The following is a 19100-nucleotide window of genomic DNA, read 5'->3' as shown; positions in this document are numbered from 1 at the left end:
TGCTCATATGACAGTTTAGAGAATATACCGCGACAGATCCTCGTCCATGGCCAGTTCGCCAAGCTGGGAGTCGACGTAGGCGGCGTCGATGGTCAACGGGCCACCGAAATCGGCGCCCTTGAACGAGGCGTCTTCCAGTAGGCGCTCCATCACCGTGTGCAGTCGCCGTGCGCCGATGTTCTCGGTGCCCTCATTGACCTTCCAGGCAATCTCGGCGATGCGTTCGATGCCGTCCTCGGTGAAGTCGATATCGAGCCCTTCGGTGGCCAGCAGTGCCTTGTACTGCTTGGTCAGAGCGGCGGAAGGTTCGGTAAGGATGCGCTTGAAGTCTTCCGGTGAAAGCGCCTCGAGCTCGACCCGGATCGGCAGGCGGCCCTGCAGCTCGGGAATCAGGTCCGACGGACGTGACAGGTGGAAGGCGCCGGAGGCGATGAACAGGATGTGATCGGTCTTGACCATGCCGTACTTGGTGGAGACCGTGGAGCCTTCGATCAGTGGCAGCAGGTCGCGCTGAACGCCCTCCCGGGAGACCTCGCCGCCGCTGGACTGACCGCTGCCCTTGGTGACCTTGTCGATCTCGTCGAGAAAGACGATGCCGTTCTGCTCTACGGCGTCGATGGCTCGGTGCTTGATTTCCTCTTCATTGACCAGCTTGGCGGCCTCTTCGTCGCGCAGCAGGGCGAAGGCGTCCTTGACCTTGACCCGACGGGTTTCGGTCTTGTGGCGCCCCATGTTGGAAAACAAGCTCTGCAGCTGGCTGGTCATCTCCTCCATGCCCGGCGGGGTCATGATGTCGATGCCCGGCCCCTGAGGGGTGATCTCGATGTCGATCTCCTTGTCGTCGAGATCGCCCTCGCGCAGTTTCTTGCGAAAGATCTGACGCGTCGAACTGTCGGTGCGCGGATTCTCCTCCTGGCCCCGCGGCGGCGGTAGCAGCGCGTCGAGGATACGGTCCTCGGCGGCGTCTTCGGCGCGGTGGCGCACCTCGTCCTTGGCCTGTTCGCGTACCAGCTTGATGGCGGCCTCGGTGAGGTCGCGGATGATCGATTCGACGTCGCGGCCAACGTAACCCACCTCGGTGAACTTGGTGGCCTCGACCTTGATGAAGGGGGCGCGGGCGAGCTTGGCCAGGCGCCGGGCGATCTCGGTCTTGCCCACCCCGGTGGGGCCGATCATCAAGATGTTCTTGGGCGTGACCTCGGGGCGCAGGTCGTCGTCGAGCTGCATGCGCCGCCAGCGGTTGCGCAGGGCGATGGCGACGGCGCGCTTGGCGTCCTGCTGGCCGACAATGTACTGATCCAGGGCGTGGACGATCTCGCGGGGGGTCATCTGGGACATGGTGGCGGCCTTCACAGCGTTTCGAGGGTGACGTGGTGGTTGGTGTACACGCAGATGTCGCCGGCGATCGCGAGTGATTTTTCGGTGATCTCCTGAGCCGACAGCTCGGTGTTCTCGAGCAGTGCGCGGGCGGCGGACAGGGCGAAGTTGCCGCCCGAGCCGATGGCGATGATGCCGCGCTCCGGTTCCACTACGTCGCCGTTGCCGGTGATGATCAGCGAGGCGTTCTTGTCGGCCACGGCGAGTAGCGCCTCGAGACGGCGCAGGGCGCGGTCGGTACGCCAGTCCTTGGCCAGCTCCACGGCCGCCTTGACCAGATTGCCCTGGTACTTCTCCAGCTGCGCCTCGAAGCGCTCGAACAGGGTGAAGGCGTCGGCGGTGCCACCGGCAAAGCCGGCCAGCACCTGACCGCGATAGAGGCGGCGCACCTTGCTGGCATTTCCTTTCATCACGGTATTGCCCAGCGATACCTGGCCGTCGCCCGCCAGCGCAACCTGGCCACCGCGGCGCACGGAAACGATCGTGGTCATGGAGAGAACTCCGTAACGGGGAGCCGGGGCTCCCGGTGACTTTCGGCGCCCGGGCGTGCCGGGGCCGTGAATGAGCGTTCAACTGAAGTGCGGGCGGTGACCGATGAATTCAAGCGCCTGCGGCGAAGGGGCGGCGGCTCAGTTGGTGGCGCGATGCCGCAGGGGCGTGATTCCCTGCGTCGTCATCAGGTCTTCGGCGCGGCTCAGCTCGCGGTTATCGTCATAGGGGCCGACCATCACCCGGTGCCAGGTCTGGCCGTCGGCCGACTGTACCTGGCTGACCTGGGCCATCAGGCTCAGGTTGCGCAGGCGTTGGCGCAGCTGTTCGGCGTCTCCCGGCTCGCGGAAAGAGGCGGCCTGCAGCATGTAGCGTGTGCCCTCCGGTGCCGCCACTTCGCGTTCGGGGGTGGCGTTGACCTCGTCTCGCAGATTGGCGGCAATGACCTGTGCGATGGGGTCGTCGTCAGGCGTCGGTTCGGCGGCGGCGCTGGGTTCGAGCGGCGGCGGCACGACCACCGTCGGATCGGGGGGCGAGGCGGTGGATGCTACCTCTCGCGGCGCCACGACCTCTTCCGGCAGCAGGGTGTAGAATTCGAACGTCGGCATTCGCGGTTCGCGTGGCTCGACGGTCGGGGCGGACTGCTCCGTAGGGGTTCGCGGCATCAGGCTGGCCAGCGGCGAGTCGCTGCCCTCCTGCCAGGGAGCGGTGCCGTGCTGGTGCTGAGCCAGCAGGAAGCCGGCCACTACGCCGCCGACCCCCCACACCCATCCGGGCAGGCGGAAGCCTTGGCGAGCAGCCGTTGATCGCTTGCGACTGCTGGTAGTGGCGCCGCGTTTCTTGGGCGTGCGACGGGCAGCCATGATTTACATCTCCTCCGGCGCGCTGACACCCAGCAGGTCGAGTCCGTTGCGCAGCACCTGGCGCGTGGCCAGGCCCAGCGCAAGGCGTGCATTGCGCAGTTCGTCGTCGTCGACCATCACCTTCACTGCGTTGTAACAGGAGTGGAATTCGGCGGCGAGATCGAGCAGGTACTGGGCGATCTGCTGCGGCTCGCGAGAGGCCGCGGCATGGGCAACTGCCTCGGGGAAGCGCGCCAGACGGTTCATGACGGCCTTTTCCTGGTCCTCTTTCAACTGCCCCAGGCTGACCATGGCCAGATCGAGCTCGAAGTCGAGCTGCTCGGCCTTGGCCTTGCGCAACATGCTGCAGACCCGGGCATGGGCGTACTGGACGTAGTAGACCGGATTGTCGTTGGACTGCGAGCGGGCCAGATCGATGTCGAAGGTGAGCTGCGAGTCGGCGCGGCGCGCGGCAAGGAAGAAGCGCGTGGCGTCGCGACCCACCTCGTCGATCAGGTCGCGCACGGTGACGTAGCTGCCGGCGCGCTTTGAGAGCTTCACCTCGACGCCGGAGCGGGTCACCATCACCATCTGGTGCAGCACGTAGTCGGGCCAGCCCTTGGGTATGCCGACTTCCAGCGCCTGCAGGCCGGCACGCACCCGGGTCACGGTGGAGTGATGGTCGGCGCCCTGCTCGTTGATCACCGTCTTGAAGCCGCGCTGCCACTTGTTCAGGTGGTAGGCGACGTCGGGTAGGAAGTAGGTGTAGCTGCCGTCCGACTTGCGCATCACCCGGTCCTTGTCGTCGCCGAAGTCGGTGGTGCGCAGCCACAGGGCGCCGTCCTGCTCGTAGGTATGTCCCTTCTCGATCAGGCGTTCCACGGCTTCTTCGACCTTGCCTTCGCGATACAGCGATGACTCGAGGAAGTAGACGTCGAAGGTGACACCGAAGGCCTTGAGATCGAGGTCCTGTTCACGGCGCAGCCAGGCCACGGCAAAGTCACGAATGGCGTCGAGATCGTCCGGGTCGCCCTTGGCCGTCACATGACGATCGTCGGCATGCACCGTTTCGCCGGCCAGATAGTCGTTGGCCACTTCGATGATGTAGTCGCCGCGATAACCGTCGGTGGGCCAGGCATCGTCTTCGGGAGTGAGCTTCTTGGCGCGGGCCTGCACCGACAAGGCCAGGTTGGCGATCTGGGCGCCGGCATCGTTGTAGTAGAACTCGCGGGTCACATCGAATCCGGTTGCCTCGAGCAGGCGGCAGATGCAGTCGCCGATGGCGGCGCCGCGGCCGTGGCCTACGTGAAGGGGGCCGGTGGGGTTGGCCGAGACGAACTCCACCTGCACCTTCTGGCCCCGGCCCTCGAGGCTGCGGCCGTAGGTGTCGCCGGCATCGAGCACCTGGCGTACCACCTGGGCGGCAGCATCGGTGGCGGCGAAGAAGTTGATGAAGCCGGGCCCGGCGAGCTCCACCTTGTCGATGGCATCGCTCTCGGGCAGCGCCGCGATCAGCGCCTCAGCCAGTTCGCGGGGCTTCTTGGCGGCCGGCTTGGCGAGCATCAGCGCCAGGTTGGTGGCGTAGTCGCCGTGAGCCTTGTCGCGAGTGGGGTCGACCTTGATGGCTGGCGAGGCATCGGCGGGCAGGATGCCCTGCTGCTTGAGCGTGTCGACGGCGTTCTCGAGCAGGGTAATGATCGTCTCTTTCATGAAGCGGTTATGTCCTGTAGCGACGGGCGCACGAGGTGACTTGAGGCACTGGCAAAAAGGCGCGGCCACGAGTGGGCTGGTCGGCCATTATCGGCAATTGTGCCGCGGCTTTAAAGGCCGCGTTCAGCCTAGCGTCTGCGGGTCGACATCCAGCGACCAGCGTACCCGGCGTGCCTCGGGCTTGGCTTCGAGCCAGGAGGTCAGCCGGGCGCAGGCAGCGTGCAGCTGGCTACGGCGCCCCGCGCTCAGCATCAACTGCATGTGATAGCGGTTCTGGCGCCGCTCCATGGGGGCGGGAACGGGCCCCAGGCAATTCACGTCGGGGGCATGTTCGGCGACCCATTGTCTCAGCATGTCCGCCGCTTCGCGACCGAGTACCGTGGCGGCTTCTTCCTTGGGGCTCTCCAGTCGCAACAAGGCAAGGAAACGGAAGGGGGGCAGGGCAGCGGCCCGCCGCTCCCCTAGCAGCTGCTCGGCCAGTGCATCGTAGCCCTGGTCGGCGAGCAGGCGCAGGTGGGGGTCGTCGGTATGCAGCGTCTGCACCAGCACCCGGCCCGGATGAGAGGCGCGGCCGGCACGCCCGGCCACCTGAACCAGCAGCTGAGCGCTGTGTTCCAGGGCGCGAAAGTCGCTTGCGTAGAGCCCGGCGTCGGCGTTGACGACGATCACCAGTGTCACGTGGGGCAGGTGATGGCCCTTGGCCAGCATCTGGGTGCCCACCAGCAGGCAGGGCTCGCCGCGCCTGACTTCGCCCAGCAGCTGTTCGAAGGCGTCGCGGCGCCGGGTGCTGTCGCGGTCGATACGGTGTACCGGGGCCTTGGGGAAGAGCGCGGCGAGGGTTTCTTCGGTGCGCTCGGTGCCGCTGCCCAGGGGGCGCAGATCGGCGCTGCCGCAGTTGGGGCAGGCATCCGGTACCGGTCGTCGCTTGTCGCAATGGTGGCAGGCCAGCATCGGCGGCTGGCGGTGAAGGGTCATGCGCGCGTCGCAGGAGTCGCAGTCGGCCAGCCAGCCGCAGGCATGGCAGGCCAGGGTAGGAGCGAAGCCGCGACGGTTGATGAACACCAGCACCTGATGGCCGGCCTCGAGGGTGGCGCGGATGGCCTCGATGGCCGGCGCGATGAGCCCGCCCTGGCGCGGCCGTCCGCGCAGGTCGACCAGCTCCAGCCGAGCCGGGGCGTGACGGCTGGCACGGCGGGTCAGATGCAGGTGGCGGTAATTGCCGCGGCCGGCGTGATAGAGGCTTTCCAGGGAAGGCGTGGCGCTGCCCAGCAGCAGCGGAATGGCGTGATGCTGGGCGCGGGCCACGGCCAGGTCTCGAGCGTGATAGCGCAGTCCCTCGTGCTGCTTGAACGAGCCGTCGTGTTCCTCATCGACGATGATCACCCCGGGGCGTGCCAGTGGCGTGAAGATGGCCGAACGGGTACCGATGACGATGGGTGCGCGGCCGCTGGCCACCGCCTCCCAGGCGTCGAGTCGTTCGTTGTCGGTGAGGCCGGAGTGCAGTGCCACCACCGGCACCCGGAAGCGACTGCGAAAGCGCGCCAGGGTTTGCGGCGTCAGGCCGATTTCCGGAACCAGCAGCAGTGCCTGGCGGCCGCGGGCGACCACCGCTTCGATCAACTGGAGATACACCTCTGTCTTGCCACTGCCGGTGACACCGTGCAGCAGGCAGGGGTGGAATGCGTCGAGGCGTTCGTGAAGCGCCGCCAGGGCCGCGGCCTGTTCGCGGTTGAGAGGCAGGGCCGGCTCGGCGAGCAGCTGATCGGTGGCGGGCTCGGCGGCAGTCAGCGGCGTCTCGTGACGGGTGGCGAGCTGCTTGTCCACCAAGGTCATCAGCTGTTCGCGGCTGTACCCCTGGGCCAGTATCGCCTGGGTGTGCAGTCCCTGCGGATGCTGGCACAGCATCGCCAGCAGCTCGAGCTGGCGGGGGGCGCGCTTGAGGCGCGGATCTGCTGCGTCGGGTTGCACCAGAGCCTGCCAGCGCTCGAGTATGCGTCCGGCCAGCGGTCGGCCCTGGCGCAGCAGCACGGGAAGGGCCTGGTGCAGGGTGTCGCCCAGCGAATGCTGGTAGTAGCGCGCGGTAAAGCGACACAGCCACAGCCAGTCTTCGGGTAGCGGCTCGGCATCCAGCCAGGCCGTCACCGGTTTCAGCTGGTCCAGGGGGAAGTCGCTATGGTCGCCGCACTCCATGATCACGCCGATGACCTGACGACGACCGAACGGCACGCGGACCCGGATGCCGGGCTGCCACCCACCCGGGGGGCTGTCGCGGCCCGGTCGATAGTCGAATAGGCGCCTCAGGGGGGTAGGCACCGCGACGCGCAGTATGCGAAACGGGGTTGAGGAGATAGGGTTTGACAATTGGCCTCCGCCGTCGGCTCTGCTAGAATGTGCGGCCGTCGTGGCGCCTGGCTCTTGTGAAGCAGGCCTGGCGGCTACCGGTTGGTTAAGAGTTCTGACGACAGACAACCCCGTATGCGGTGCCTGGCAACGGATCAGGTGGCGGCATACCGCTCCATGAGGCTCAAGATGAAACAAGGTATTCACCCGGATTACAAGAAGGTCACCGCGACCTGTTCCTGCGGCGCCACCTTCGAAGTCGGCTCTACCGTCGGCCACGATCTGTCACTGGACGTTTGCTCCCAGTGCCACCCCTTCTATACCGGCAAGCAGAAGCAGGCGACCACTGGTGGTCGCGTCGAGCGCTTCAACAAGCGCTTTGGTGCCGCCGTCAAGCGGGGCTGATTCGCTTCGCTGCGATGACTGCCGTAGAAAACCCGCCTACATGGCGGGTTTTTGTTTGCCTGTCATTCCAGTGGCAGGGGCAGGATAAGGTATGGGTTATGGCTGTGTCTTCAGCTATAAGTTGCAGTAAATGGCTGCAAAAATTGGCAAATACACGCCTAAAATACGCGAACGGGCGTTTCATTGAGTTATGGAAAGTTTTTCTATATGGTAGGTGACCCTTCACAAAGTTGGTTACCGGACTTTCAGCATGACAGACGCCAAGAAGCAGGCAGCCCTGGACTATCACGCCAAGCCCATTCCCGGAAAGCTCTCGGTGGAGCTGACCAAGCCCACCGCGACCGCTCGTGATCTCTCCCTGGCCTACAGTCCTGGTGTTGCCGAGCCGGTAAGGGAGATTGCCCGCGATCCCGAGAACGCCTACCGCTATACCGGTAAGGGTAATCTCGTGGCGGTGATTTCCGACGGCAGCGCCATCCTGGGGTTGGGTAATCTCGGCCCGCTGGCTAGCAAGCCGGTCATGGAAGGCAAGGGCGTGCTGTTCAAGTGTTTTGCCGGCATCAACTCGGTGGATGTCGAAGTCAACGCCGAGAGCCCCCAGGCCTTCATCGATACCGTGGCGCGCATTGCCGATACCTGGGGTGGCATCAACCTCGAGGATATCAAGGCGCCCGAATGCTTCGAGATCGAAGAGGCGCTCGTTGAGCAGTGCAATGTCCCGGTGTTCCACGATGACCAGCACGGCACCGCCATCGTGACCGCCGCCGGGATGCTCAATGCGCTGGAGATCGCCGGCAAGCGTCTGGATGAAGCCAAGATCGTCTGTCTTGGTGCCGGAGCGGCGGCCATTGCTTGCATGAAGCTGCTGCTGGCCTGCGGCGCTCGCGCCGAAAACCTGGTAATGCTCGACCGTCGCGGTGTGATTCACGCCGGGCGCGAGGGGCTAAACCCCTATAAGGCGATGTTCGCGGTGGAGACCGAAAAGCGCACCCTGGACGATGCCATCGACGGTGCCGACGTGTTCATCGGCCTCTCCGGGCCCAACCTGATGACCGCCGAGCACATGCGCAAGATGGCGCCCAATCCGATCGTCTTCGCCTGCACGAATCCGGATCCCGAGATTCACCCCGACGTGGCGCGGGAAGCGCGCCCCGACGTGATCATGGCTACCGGCCGCTCGGATTTCCCCAACCAGGTCAACAATGTGCTGGGCTTCCCCTTCATCTTCCGCGGGGCGCTCGATGTACGCGCCACCCGCATCAACGAAGAGATGAAGGTGGCTGCAGTGCATGCGCTCAAGGATCTTGCTCGCGAGCCGGTGCCCCGGGAAGTGCTCGACGCCTACGAGCGCGATCACATGGAGTTCGGCCCCGAGTACATCATTCCCACGCCGGTCGACATACGACTGCTCGAGCGCATCCCGGCCGCAGTGGCTCAGGCCGCGGTGGACTCCGGCGTGGCGCGACGCCCCTATCCGGCCCACTATCCGCTGCGTACGGTGGAAGACGTTTACGGCAGCTGAGCGACGCCGATTCAGCTGCACCGCCAACGCACTGCGCCGACCCCAGGGTCGGCGCAGTGCGTTTGGGCATCGAGCGCCCGTTTGGCTACCAGGTGAGAAGCAGCGTTGCGCTGGTGGTGTGGTCGGTTCTCGCCGACGCCGTCTCCGGTGGGTCCGAGTTGTGTCTGGCCTCATAGGAGAGGCGCAGCGAGAGGCGCGAGTTCAGCCTTGCGGTAAGCGAGGAGATGGAGCGTGACGTGGTGTTTTCACTGGCGGCTTCCACCGACATCTCCTGACGTACATAGGAGTAAGGGGAGAGCGTCCATATGTAATCGAGCGCAGCGTATGCCAGGCCCAGGCTGTCGTCCTCGTCGTCCCTGAGTCGATCATAGCGATAGCCCGGCCCCGCCTCGAGGGAGAGACGGTGTCGCTGACTGTCGATCACGTGGCGGCCGTAGCCCGCGATGGCGGTGAACTGGTGATCGTAACCGCTGAAGCGGTCTCGCTCCCAGCGGCCGAAGCCGAACAAGTAGTGGGGGCCGTTGAAGTCATAGCGTTCGCGAGCGGACAGGAGATACTGCTCGGCGCTGGTGGTGCCGTCCCGGGTCACGTTGCGCACTTCGCCACGCAAGGTATGGCTCAGGCGCCCCGTCAGCCAGGTCAGCCTGCTCTTGCCGATCAGGGTCTGGCTGTCGGTATTGCCGGCGAGGTGGGTATAGCCTAGCTCCGCTTCGCCGCTGAAGTTAGGGGCGTCCTCCCCCGGTGGGGGAGGAGCGTAAAAAACGCTGGCAGAAAGTACAGAGCTGGGCAAGAGCAATAGGGCGAACCCAGCGGCACGCCATGGCCTCGTTCGTAGCATAGACAACCAACCTGTCCTGTTTCCTGTTTTAGAGCCGCCTCGAAAAGCGGCGTTTCGGCAGTTGGCAAGACGGCGGCGGCATCCTTGCCGCCTGGCAACGGCGGGTCCCGCTAGAAGATCGCTTCGTAGCTCCCGGTACCCTGCGAGCCGCTGTGCTGTTCGACCTCCCTCTCGACGCGGCGAGGCTCCATGTCCGGCAGGTAGTTCGGATGAAATATCTCGCTGATACCACCGGGCTGGCCATCGGCCAGGCGGCGTCCGGTCTGCTCGTCGACGCGGGCCCTGACCAGCCCGGAGGGCGTTGCCGGCCTCGCTTCGGCCCGGCCATTGAGGGCGTTGCCCATGAAGTCGATCCAGATCGGCAGGGCCGCGTTGCCGCCGTACTCGGCAATGCTCTCGTTGTTGTCCTTACCGATCCAGACGGTGACCACCAGGTCGCTGTTGTAGCCGGCGAACCAGCCGTCGCGCTGATCGTTGGTAGTTCCGGTCTTGCCTACCACGTCGTTGCGGTTGAGCGACAGAGCGGCTCGGCCGGTACCGCTCTCGATCACGTCGCGCAGCATGTCGCGCAGGATGTAGACGGCGGTAGGGTCGGCGACTCGAGGGGCTATGTCATACGTCCTGCCGTCGATCACCACTTCGGTCTGGCCTTCATCGCAGTCACGACAGACGATGGCCGGGCGGGCTTCGTCGAGCACGTTCTCGTCGCTGCCCCGGCTGACGCGTTCGATGAACCAGGGTGAAACCCGGTGACCGCCGTTGGCCAGCACGGCGTAGGCGTTGGTCATCTCCAGCGGTGTCAGGTCGGCACTACCCAGCGCCAGCGACAGACCCCGTGGCAGCCGGCTCGAGGCGAAGCCGAAGCCCTCGAGATATTGAATGGTATTTTCGAGCCCCAGGGTCTGCAGAATGCGAATGGTGACCAGGTTGCGTGAGCGAGCCAGGGCCACTCGCAGCCGGGTCGGACCGAGGAAATCGCCGCTCGAATTGACCGGTCGCCACAGACTGCTGCCGTCGTGCATCACCACGGGGGCATCGTTGACCACGCTGGAGGCGGTCATCAGGCCGGTATCCAGGGCGGCCAGGAAAACGAAGGGCTTGAAGATCGAGCCCGACTGCCGCTGCGCCTGCACGGCTCGGTTGAACTTGCTGGCGTTGAAGCTGAAACCGCCCTGCAGAGCGAGAATGGCGCCGGTATCGGGTTCCATGACCACGATCGATCCCTCGGCGTCGGGGCGCTGGGAAAGCCGCCAGCTGCCGTCGTCACGCTGCAGGATACGCACCAGATCGCCGCGTGAGGCAATCTCGCTGGCCGAGCTCGGTTCCGGTCCGCGCGCCCTTGGGCTTCTGTAGGCGCGGGCCCAGGAGAGACCGTCCCAATTCAGGGTGATCAGTTCGCCGCCGCGGGCAAGCACGCGCATCTCGCGGCCTTCGCTGGCAACCACGATGGCCGGCTGCAGCGGGCCGAAGCCGGGCGTGCGCTCGAGCACTCGCAACCAATTGCTGACGTCGCCCTCAACGCCTTCGACGCGAGTCTGGCTGCGCTCCGCGGCTTGCCTGGCGGTCTCCATGATCTCCGGGGACTCGGCCAGCTCCTCTTCGAGGCCGCGGCGCTCGGTGCGCTCCTGCGCCTCGGCGATGCTCGAGGGGATGTCGTTCTCTTCCGCTCCGCGCCAGCCGTGGCGGGTATCGTAATCGATCAGTCCGCGAGCCAGGGCCTGACGGGCGTAAGGCTGCAGATCGCTGTCCAGCGTGGTGTGGATGCGATAGCCGCCGGTGTAAGCCTCTTCACCGAAGCGCTCCACGGCGTACTGGCGGGCCATTTCCGAGACGTAATCGGCATCGACCTCGATCTGGGCGACATGCCGCCGAGCCGAGACCGGCTCCTGTACGGCGGCTTCATAGGTGGCCTGATCGATGTTGCCCAGCTGGCGCATGCGATAGAGGATCCAATTGCGCCGGATCAGTGAGCGCTCGGGGTTGGCCAGGGGATTGAACGAAGACGGTGCCTTGGGCAGGCCGGCAATCATCGCCTTCTGTGCCAGGGTCAGCTCTTCCAGCGGCTTGTTGTAGTAAACCTCCGCGGCGGCGGCGATGCCGTAGGCGCGGTTGCCGAGGAAGATCTTGTTGACGTAGAGCTCGAAGATCTCCTCCTTGGTCAGGATGCGCTCCATCTGCAGCGCCAGGAGGATCTCGCGGATCTTGCGCGTGAAGGTCCGGTCGAGCGTCAGCAGGTAGTTGCGCGCCACCTGCATGGTGATGGTGGAGCCGCCCGACTGGATGTCGCCGCCGCTGGAGACGAGCTCCACGGCGGCGCGAGCCAGGCCGCGGGGGTCGACGCCGCGATGCTCGAAGAAGGCCGCATCCTCGGCGGCCAGCAGGGCCTCGATGAAGTCTTCGGGGATCTCGTCGTAGGAGACCGCCATGCGGCGCTCCTCGCCGAACTCGCCTATCAGCTTGCCGTCACGGGTGAAAACGCGCAGCGGCGTGTGCAGCTCGAAATCCTGCAGCTGCCGCACGTCGGGCAGGCCCGGGGCGAAATAGAGCGCCGCACCGGCCACGCTGAGCAGGGCCGCAGAGAGCAGTGCAATCAACAGCCAGAAGGCCGAGAAAACCAACGTCTTGATCCACTTCATGAAAAGGCGTTATCCGTGGTGAGAGCAGTAAGAAAATGGCGATGAAAGGGAGCCTTCACTGGCCTTTCCATTATAAAGAATTCGGGCTGTCGGCCACCAGCGTTGAGGAAGCGATAGGTCCAACTTTGTGATAGAGGGCCATTTATCATGTAACCTCGGGCATAGAGAGCGAGTATGATCTTTCTCAGCCTTGTCGTTTCACATTCATAAGGCGCTAAAGGACAATTGAGCACAAGCGTTCATCGCAGCGTTTACGCAAGGGCAACGTATAGATGCGACTCAGACCCTCCGGTAAAGGGTTGATCGGTGTCGATATTACCTCGGCCACGGTCAAGCTGATCGAACTCAGGCGGGTGGGCTCCCACTACCAGGTCGAAAGCTATGCCGTCAGGCCGCTGCGAGAAGGTGCCGTGGTCGAGCGGCGGATACGCGACATGGGCGAGGTAGCCGATGTGCTGCGACGTGCCGTCGAGAGCGCCCGGCCCTCTTCCCGCCTTGCCGTTGCGGCCGTGCCGGCCAGTGCCGCCATCACCAAGACCCTGACTTTTCCCGCCTCGCTCAACGATGACGAGATCGAGGCGCGCATTCAACTTGAATCCGACAAGCATATCCCGTTTCCGTTCAGTGAGGTCGCCTTCGATTTTCAGCGGCTGGGGCTCAATGCCCGCTATGGCGACCAGCAGGATGTCCTGCTGGTCGCCTGTCGCCAGCAGGACGTCAACCAGCTCACCGATGCGCTGAATCAAGCCGGGCTGCTGCCGGCCGCCGTGGATGTGGAAGCCTTCGCCATGGAGCGCGCCTTCGGCGAGCTGCGCCAACAGCTGCCTCCCGCTGCCGGTGACGACGACTGCGTGGCGCTGGTCGATGTCGGTGCCACCATGAACGCCTTTCACGTGCTGCGTGGCGGGCGCATCGTCTACAGCCGCGACACCGTTTTTGGCGGCCGCCAGCTCACCGAGGAAATCCGCGTGCGCTATGGCCTGACCCTGGAGGAAGCGGGCCTGGCCAAGAAACGCGGCGGCCTGCCCGAGGATTACCGTACCAGCGTCCTGACACCTTTCATCGAAACCCTGGTTCAGCAGATCGGCCGCTCGCTGCAACTTTATTACACCGCCGGGCGCAAGCACGAGGTCAAGCGCATGGTGCTTGCCGGCGGTTCCAGCGTCATTCCGGGCCTGGCCGAACGGCTCGCCCAGGAAACCGCCATGCAGGTGGTCATCGCCAACCCCTTCCTGCGTATGCGGATCAACTCGCGCATCGACGTGCAGACCCTGGCCAGCGATGCGCCGGCCATGGTCACCGCTTGCGGCCTGGCCATGAGGTCGCCGCCATGAGCATCGAGATCAACCTTCTTCCATGGCGGGAGAGCCAGCGCGCACGCCGCAGCCGGCGCTTCTTTCTGGCCTTGGCGTGCGTGGCCGTGATCGGGGTCGCGGGAGGGCTTGGCATGACGCACTTCTACGACATGGCGGTGACCGCTCAGCAGCAACGCAACGCCCATGCCCAGCAGCGCATGCAGCAGCTCGACGGCGACATCCGCTCGATCCGCGAGTACGAGGCGATACGTGAGCGCATGATCGGGCAGGTGCAGGTGTTCAGCGACCTGCAGCAGGGGCGCTCCCAAACCGTACGCGTCTTCCGCGACCTGACCCTGAGTCTGGTCGATGGCGTTCATTACACCCAAATGAGCCGGCAGGGCGACCAATTGCGCCTGTCGGGACGCGCCGAGAGCAACCATCGCGTTTCCGAACAAATGCGTGCCCTGGGGGCCGTATCCACCTTCTCCGAGCCGGTACTGTCGGAGGTCGAAGCCGACGGCGGCGAGCGCCGGCGCTTCAGTCTCAGCGTGCTGCAGCTGCTGGAGAGCCGAGTCGATGAAGAGGAGGATGGCTCATGAATCTGTCAGCCGAGCTTCGTCGCCTGCGGGAACTCGACTGGCGCGAGCTGGACCTCAAGGAGTCCGGCACTTGGCCATTGCTGCTGCAGTGGCTGTGCTGTCTGATGGTGCTCGGCCTGACCCTCGCCGTGACGCACTGGTACTTGGTCGGCCCCAAGGCAGAGGAGCTGCAGCGCGCCCAGGCCGAAGAGGCGCGCCTGCTGGCAGACTACCGCAACCGCGCCGCTCAGGCGGCTCAGCTGCCCGAGATGCTCGAGCAGATGGCACGGCTCGAATCCCGCATGAGTGAGCTGATGGCGATGCTGCCTTCCGGTGCGGAGATTCCGTCGCTGATCGACAGCATCAGTGAAAGCGCTCTCGATCATCATTTGACCATCGACTTCATCCGTCTACGCGCGACCGTGGAGCGCGACTTCTATATCGAGCGCCCCTTCGATGTCCAGGTCGAGGGCGAATACCATCATATTGCCGGATTTCTCGCCAGCGTCGCGGCGTTGCCTCGTATCGTCACGCTGCATGACTTCGTGCTGGCGTCGGCCGAGAGTGGCGAGCGCCTGCGGCTTTCCATGCTGGCCCGCACCTACAGCTATCGGCCTCAGGGCGCGGAGGGGGCGCCATGAGAGTGCGCTGGCCCCTGATGGCCGTAGTGCTGCTGACCGGATGTGCCGATCCTCAGCTGGGTGAGCTGGATCGGCGGCTGAGCGACATTCGCGATAATCCGGGTACGCCGCGTCCCTTGCAGATGCCGGATGTGCCCGGGTACGAAGCGGTCCCCTATCAGGCGAGCGATCGGCGCAGCCCGTTCAGGCCTGAGCTGCCCGAACCGGAACAGGTTCAGGCGGGCAGCAGCGATCTGGCGCCCGACCCCGAGCGGGCCAGGGAGCCGCTTGAATCCCATGACCTGGAAGCGCTGCGGCTGGTGGGGATATTGACCATGAGTGGCCAGACCCATGCGCTGGTCAGGGCGCCGGGTGGCGAGGTCCACCGCTTGCGCACCGGCAACCACCTGGGACGCAATCATGGCCGCGTCGTCGGTATTACCGGCTCGACAGTTCAGCTGGTGGAGCTGGTGCCTACCGGTGGTGGTGGCTGGATGGAACGAACGACTCGCCTGGCGCTAGATGGTGGCGCCGCCAGATGATGCACGCAGTGGGGAAACAGGCAGGGGGTAGGGGAAAATGAGATACATGATGGGCACATTGATGGTGCTCTGCCTGACGATCGTGGCGACGCCTGCTCTGGCAGCGTCTGCGCTGACCGATCTCGACTTTCGCCAAGGCGAACGTGGCGAGCTGCTGATCGACTTGAGTTTTCGTGGCGGCGTGCCCGAGGTTCGCGGCTATCGGCTGGATGAGCCGGCGCGGCTGACCATCGATCTCGTCGATACGACCAACGCGCTGGAGCGGCGGCGAATCGATCTGGGCATTGGCGGCGTCGAGCAGGTCATGGCCCTCGAAGCTGGATCGCGCACGCGGCTGGTCTTCAATATGGAAGGACCGCTGCCTTACGACACGGTGCAGCGAGGCGACCAGTTGAGACTCACCATTGGCGGCCAGGCGGAGGTGCCGTCAGCGGCGGCGAGTCCTGAGCCGGTCGCTGCCCCACGGAGTGCAGCGCCTGTTTCGCCTGCCCCAAGCGGTATGCCCAGCATTGCCGATATCGACTTTCGCCGCGGCGAGGATGGAGCCGGTCGTCTGATCGTCACCTTCGACCGCGCCGGCGTCGATGCCAGGGTGCGTGAGTCGGGTCGCCAGCGCATCGTGGCTGATCTCGTCGGGGTCGATTTACCCGAGTCGCACAACCAGGTTCTCGATGTCAGCGATTTCGGCACCCCATTGCGGCGCATCACCCCGCGGGTCGGGCGCGATGGCGTGACCCTGGAAATCGAGGGCAGCGGTGAATACGCCATGCTCTCCACCCAGAGCGGGCGTCAGCTCACCATCGAGGCGCAGCCCGTCACGCAGCAGGAGCGCGATCAGCGAGTGCGCCAGCAGTTCCCCTACACCGGTGAGCGCATCACGCTTAATTTTCAGGATATCGAGGTGCGCTCGGTGCTGGCCATCATCGCCGACTTCACCGGGCTCAACCTGGTGGCCAGCGACAGCGTGACCGGCCAGGTCACGTTAAACTTGCAGGACGTGCCCTGGGATCAGGCCCTGGATCTGGTGCTCAAGAGCCACGGGTTGTCCAGCCGTCAGGAGGGCAATGTCATCATGGTGGCACCGGCCAGCGAGCTGGCCAACATCGAGCGCCAGGAGATCGAGTCGCGGGCTCAGGTCGAAACGCTGGCGCCGCTGGTTTCCGAATATGTGCAGGTGCGCTACGCCCGGGCGGAGGATCTGGCCCAGCTGCTACGGGGCGGGGATGGCTTCGGCCTGCTCACCGAGCGCGGCCGCGTGGCGGTGGATCAGCGCACCAACATGCTGCTGATTCAGGATACCGCCGACCAGATTCAGGAGATTCTGAGTACCCTGGACCAGTTGGACGTGGCGGTGCGCCAGGTGCAGATCGAGGCACGTATCGTCATCGCCCGCGACGGGGTGACTCAGCAGCTGGGGGTCAACTGGGGAGTGTCGTCACGGGGCAGCAGTCGCTTGAATCTGGGCGGTGCGTCCAGTGGGGCTCCCATCGCCGTGTATGGCGATGGCTTCACTGGCCAGCGCGACTCGCGCGGGCAGTTTACCGGCGGCTTCGAGGATCCTTCCGGCAGTCAGTTCCAGCGTGGCGGCCTCGCCGTCGACCTGGGTAGCGCCAACCCCATGACCAGCTTCGGCTTCGGCTACCTCTCGGGCGACATCCTGCTTGACCTGGAGCTGCGTGCGCTGGAGAGCGAGAACAAGAGTCAGACCATCTCCCAGCCCCGCGTCATTACGGCCAATCAGCGCAAGGCCGTGATTCAGCAGGGGGAGGAGCGGGCATTCCAGACCGTCAGCGATCAGGGGACCGAAACCGACTTCAAGGAGGCGCTACTGTCGCTGGAGGTGACGCCGCAGATAACCCCCGACAATCGCATCATCATGGATCTGGTGATCACCAACGACAGTTTCAGGGAGGCTCTGCCAGGCCAGGCACCGCCCATCGATACCAACCGTATCGAAACCCAGGTGCTGGTGGACAATGGTGAAACGGTCGTGCTGGGCGGGATCCTGACCACCGAACAGCTCAGCCGTCTGGCCAAGACGCCGTTCTTCGGCGACCTGCCTGTGCTGGGAAGGCTTTTCCGGTACAATGAAAGCAGCAACCAGAAGGTGGAGCTGCTGGTATTCATCACTCCACGGATACTCGAGGACGGCTTGGCGATTCGCTGATGCAGGATTTGCCCAATCTGATACTGATCGGCCCAATGGGGGCCGGCAAAAGTACTATCGGCCGCCTTCTGGCGGCCGAACTTTCGCGTGAGTTCCTAGACAGCGATCATGCGATCCAGGCTCGCTGCGGCGCCGATATTCCGTGGATCTTCGACGTCGAGGGCGAGGCGGGCTTTCGTCAGCGCGAGACGCAAATGATCGAGGAGCTGACCGAGCTCGAGGGCGTGGTCATTGCCACCGGGGGGGGCGCCGTGCTGCGCGAGGAGAATCGCCGCCGGCTGCGCGAGCGTGGCAGCGTGATATACCTGTTCACCACGGTCGAGCAGCAGCTCAAGCGCGTCGCCAAGGACCGTAACCGCCCCCTGCTTCAGCGACCCGATCGCGAAGCCGTGCTGCGTGAAATGTTCGATCTGCGCGACCCGCTCTATCGCGCCACTGCCGATATCGTCGTGCGTACCGACCGGCGCAGCCCGCGGGCAGTGGTCAACGAGATAGTGCGCCGCGTGCAGCGGCTGGTCGATCCTCTACAAGCCAAGGCCTGATCCATGACCATGAGTGAAACTCCTTCAACCCAGCGTAGCCTGCAGGTGGCGCTGGGGGATCGTAGCTATCCCATCCATATCGGCTCCGGCCTGCTGGGCGATCCCACTTGGCTCTCTCCTTATCTCGCTGGCCGCCAAGTCTTGATAGTGACCAACGACGCGGTGGCCCCCCTCTACCTCGAGCGCCTGCGTCATGGGCTGCCGAGCGAGGCCGAAGTGCGTGAACTGGTGCTGCCCGACGGCGAGGCGACCAAGACCCTGGCGTGTGTCAGCCGCATCTGGGATGCGCTTTTGGAGGCCGGTTTCAACCGTCGTTGCACGCTGGTGGCGCTGGGCGGCGGGGTGATCGGCGACATGGTGGGGTTCGCCGCAGCCTGCTATCAGCGCGGCGTGGCTTTCATCCAGGTGCCCACGACGCTGCTCTCACAGGTGGACTCCTCGGTGGGCGGCAAGACGGGGGTCAATCATCCGCTGGGCAAGAACATGGTGGGTGCCTTCTGGCAGCCCCGGGCAGTGCTGATCGATACCGACACATTGAAGACGCTCCCGGCAGAGGAGTTTTCGGCGGGGCTTGCCGAGGTGATCAAGTACGGTTTGATCCGTGATGCCAAGTTCCTGGCCTGGCTCGAAACCGAAATGTCGGCGCTGCGCAATCTCGAGCCGGAGGCGCTGGCCTGGGCCATAGAGCGCAGCTGTCAGCTCAAAGCCGAGATCGTGGCCGCCGACGAGACCGAACAAGGCGTCCGCGCGCTGCTCAATCTCGGTCATACCTTCGGTCATGCCATCGAGGCGCACCAGGGCTACGGTAGCTGGCTGCACGGCGAGGCGGTGGGCGTCGGCATGCTGATGGCAGCCGAGCTGTCGTGCCGCCTCGGGTGGCTGAGCGCTGCCGAGGTAGAGCGCAGTGCGGCCATCATCGCTTCCGCCGGCCTTCCGCTCAAGGCGCCGGTGGACATGGGTGTAGAAGACTTCCTGTCGCGGATGCGGCTGGACAAGAAGAATCTCGATGATCGTCTGCGCCTGGTTCTGCTCGAGACCCTCGGGAAGGCGGTGGTCTATGACGAAACGCCTATGCCGTTGCTCCAGGAGCTGCTGGAGGGATTTCCTCGGCGCTGAGTGCCGGGTCCAGCCGCTGGTTTGATTGCAAGGCCGTGCGAAGCGATTCGCGCGGCCTTCTGCGTTGAGCTGTCGTTG

General features: G+C 64.8%; 16 protein-coding genes. 9 read left to right on the top strand and 7 right to left on the bottom strand.

Annotated features, from left to right (window positions below; translation table 11 throughout):
* Positions 1 to 15: 15 nt before the first annotated feature.
* The 5 genes from hslU to AC2VNO_RS04050 all read right to left on the bottom strand — a co-directional run bounded on the left by hslU (position 16) and on the right by AC2VNO_RS04050 (position 6779).
* Positions 16 to 1338, bottom strand: coding sequence for an ATP-dependent protease ATPase subunit HslU (gene hslU / locus AC2VNO_RS04070; RefSeq protein ID WP_486932941.1), 1323 nt, complete (start codon positions 1336 to 1338; stop codon positions 16 to 18).
* A gap of 11 nt (positions 1339 to 1349) precedes the next feature.
* Positions 1350 to 1868, bottom strand: coding sequence for an ATP-dependent protease subunit HslV (hslV, locus tag AC2VNO_RS04065; protein WP_486932940.1), 519 nt, complete (start codon positions 1866 to 1868; stop codon positions 1350 to 1352).
* 138 nt (positions 1869 to 2006) lie between these two features.
* Positions 2007 to 2729 carry an SPOR domain-containing protein gene (locus AC2VNO_RS04060; RefSeq protein ID WP_486932939.1) on the bottom strand — a complete coding sequence of 241 codons (723 nt, stop codon included), beginning with the start codon at positions 2727 to 2729 and terminating at the stop codon, positions 2007 to 2009.
* 3 nt (positions 2730 to 2732) lie between these two features.
* Positions 2733 to 4418: an arginine--tRNA ligase gene (gene argS / locus AC2VNO_RS04055; protein ID WP_486932938.1), complete on the bottom strand. Its 1686-nt coding sequence runs from the start codon at positions 4416 to 4418 to the stop codon at positions 2733 to 2735.
* A 123-nt stretch (positions 4419 to 4541) separates the two neighbouring features.
* Positions 4542 to 6779 carry a primosomal protein N' gene (locus AC2VNO_RS04050; RefSeq protein WP_486932937.1) on the bottom strand — a complete coding sequence of 746 codons (2238 nt, stop codon included), beginning with the start codon at positions 6777 to 6779 and terminating at the stop codon, positions 4542 to 4544.
* A gap of 168 nt (positions 6780 to 6947) precedes the next feature.
* On the opposite strand from AC2VNO_RS04050, the gene rpmE reads away from it, so the two are divergent.
* Together rpmE and AC2VNO_RS04040 are read left to right on the top strand one after the other, a co-directional pair.
* On the top strand, positions 6948 to 7163 hold the full coding sequence (rpmE, locus tag AC2VNO_RS04045; protein WP_486932936.1) for a 50S ribosomal protein L31: 216 nt from the start codon (positions 6948 to 6950) through the stop codon (positions 7161 to 7163).
* Between the two features lie 250 nt (positions 7164 to 7413).
* Positions 7414 to 8685: a malic enzyme-like NAD(P)-binding protein gene (locus tag AC2VNO_RS04040; protein WP_228573858.1), complete on the top strand. Its 1272-nt coding sequence runs from the start codon at positions 7414 to 7416 to the stop codon at positions 8683 to 8685.
* Between the two features lie 85 nt (positions 8686 to 8770).
* Here AC2VNO_RS04040 and AC2VNO_RS04035 read toward each other — a convergent pair whose 3' ends face one another.
* Complete coding sequence (locus AC2VNO_RS04035) at positions 8771 to 9523, bottom strand: DUF481 domain-containing protein (RefSeq protein ID WP_486932935.1); 753 nt, start codon at positions 9521 to 9523, stop codon at positions 8771 to 8773.
* A gap of 110 nt (positions 9524 to 9633) precedes the next feature.
* A complete protein-coding gene (locus AC2VNO_RS04030) occupies positions 9634 to 12159 on the bottom strand; it encodes a penicillin-binding protein 1A (RefSeq protein ID WP_486932934.1) in 2526 nt (841 codons plus the stop codon).
* A 272-nt stretch (positions 12160 to 12431) separates the two neighbouring features.
* Between AC2VNO_RS04030 and pilM the strand changes: the two genes are divergently transcribed.
* The 7 genes from pilM to aroB are packed head-to-tail and all read left to right on the top strand — an operon-like array spanning position 12432 to position 19022.
* On the top strand, positions 12432 to 13493 hold the full coding sequence (gene pilM, locus AC2VNO_RS04025; protein WP_486932933.1) for a type IV pilus assembly protein PilM: 1062 nt from the start codon (positions 12432 to 12434) through the stop codon (positions 13491 to 13493).
* Positions 13490 to 14056, top strand: coding sequence for a PilN domain-containing protein (locus AC2VNO_RS04020; protein ID WP_486932932.1), 567 nt, complete (start codon positions 13490 to 13492; stop codon positions 14054 to 14056). Before pilM ends, AC2VNO_RS04020 begins: the two co-directional genes overlap by 4 nt.
* Positions 14053 to 14676: a type IV pilus inner membrane component PilO gene (locus AC2VNO_RS04015; protein WP_486932931.1), complete on the top strand. Its 624-nt coding sequence runs from the start codon at positions 14053 to 14055 to the stop codon at positions 14674 to 14676. The genes AC2VNO_RS04020 and AC2VNO_RS04015 overlap by 4 nt, the downstream gene beginning before the upstream one ends.
* The gene (locus tag AC2VNO_RS04010; protein WP_486932930.1) at positions 14673 to 15197 is read left to right on the top strand and encodes a pilus assembly protein PilP; all 525 of its coding nucleotides are present in this window, start codon (positions 14673 to 14675) and stop codon (positions 15195 to 15197) included. Before AC2VNO_RS04015 ends, AC2VNO_RS04010 begins: the two co-directional genes overlap by 4 nt.
* Before the next feature lie 46 nt (positions 15198 to 15243).
* A complete protein-coding gene (locus AC2VNO_RS04005) occupies positions 15244 to 17364 on the top strand; it encodes a type IV pilus secretin PilQ (protein WP_486932929.1) in 2121 nt (706 codons plus the stop codon).
* A complete protein-coding gene (aroK, locus tag AC2VNO_RS04000; RefSeq protein ID WP_486932928.1) occupies positions 17364 to 17906 on the top strand; it encodes a shikimate kinase AroK in 543 nt (180 codons plus the stop codon). Before AC2VNO_RS04005 ends, aroK begins: the two co-directional genes overlap by 1 nt.
* Positions 17907 to 17915: 9 nt before the next feature.
* Entirely contained in the window at positions 17916 to 19022 is a 1107-nt protein-coding gene (aroB, locus tag AC2VNO_RS03995; protein ID WP_486932963.1) for a 3-dehydroquinate synthase, read from the top strand.
* Positions 19023 to 19100: the final 78 nt, after the last annotated feature.

This window comes from Halomonas sp. TH-94 (genome assembly GCF_057473365.1).
This window is presented reverse-complemented; position numbering and strand designations above follow the sequence as displayed.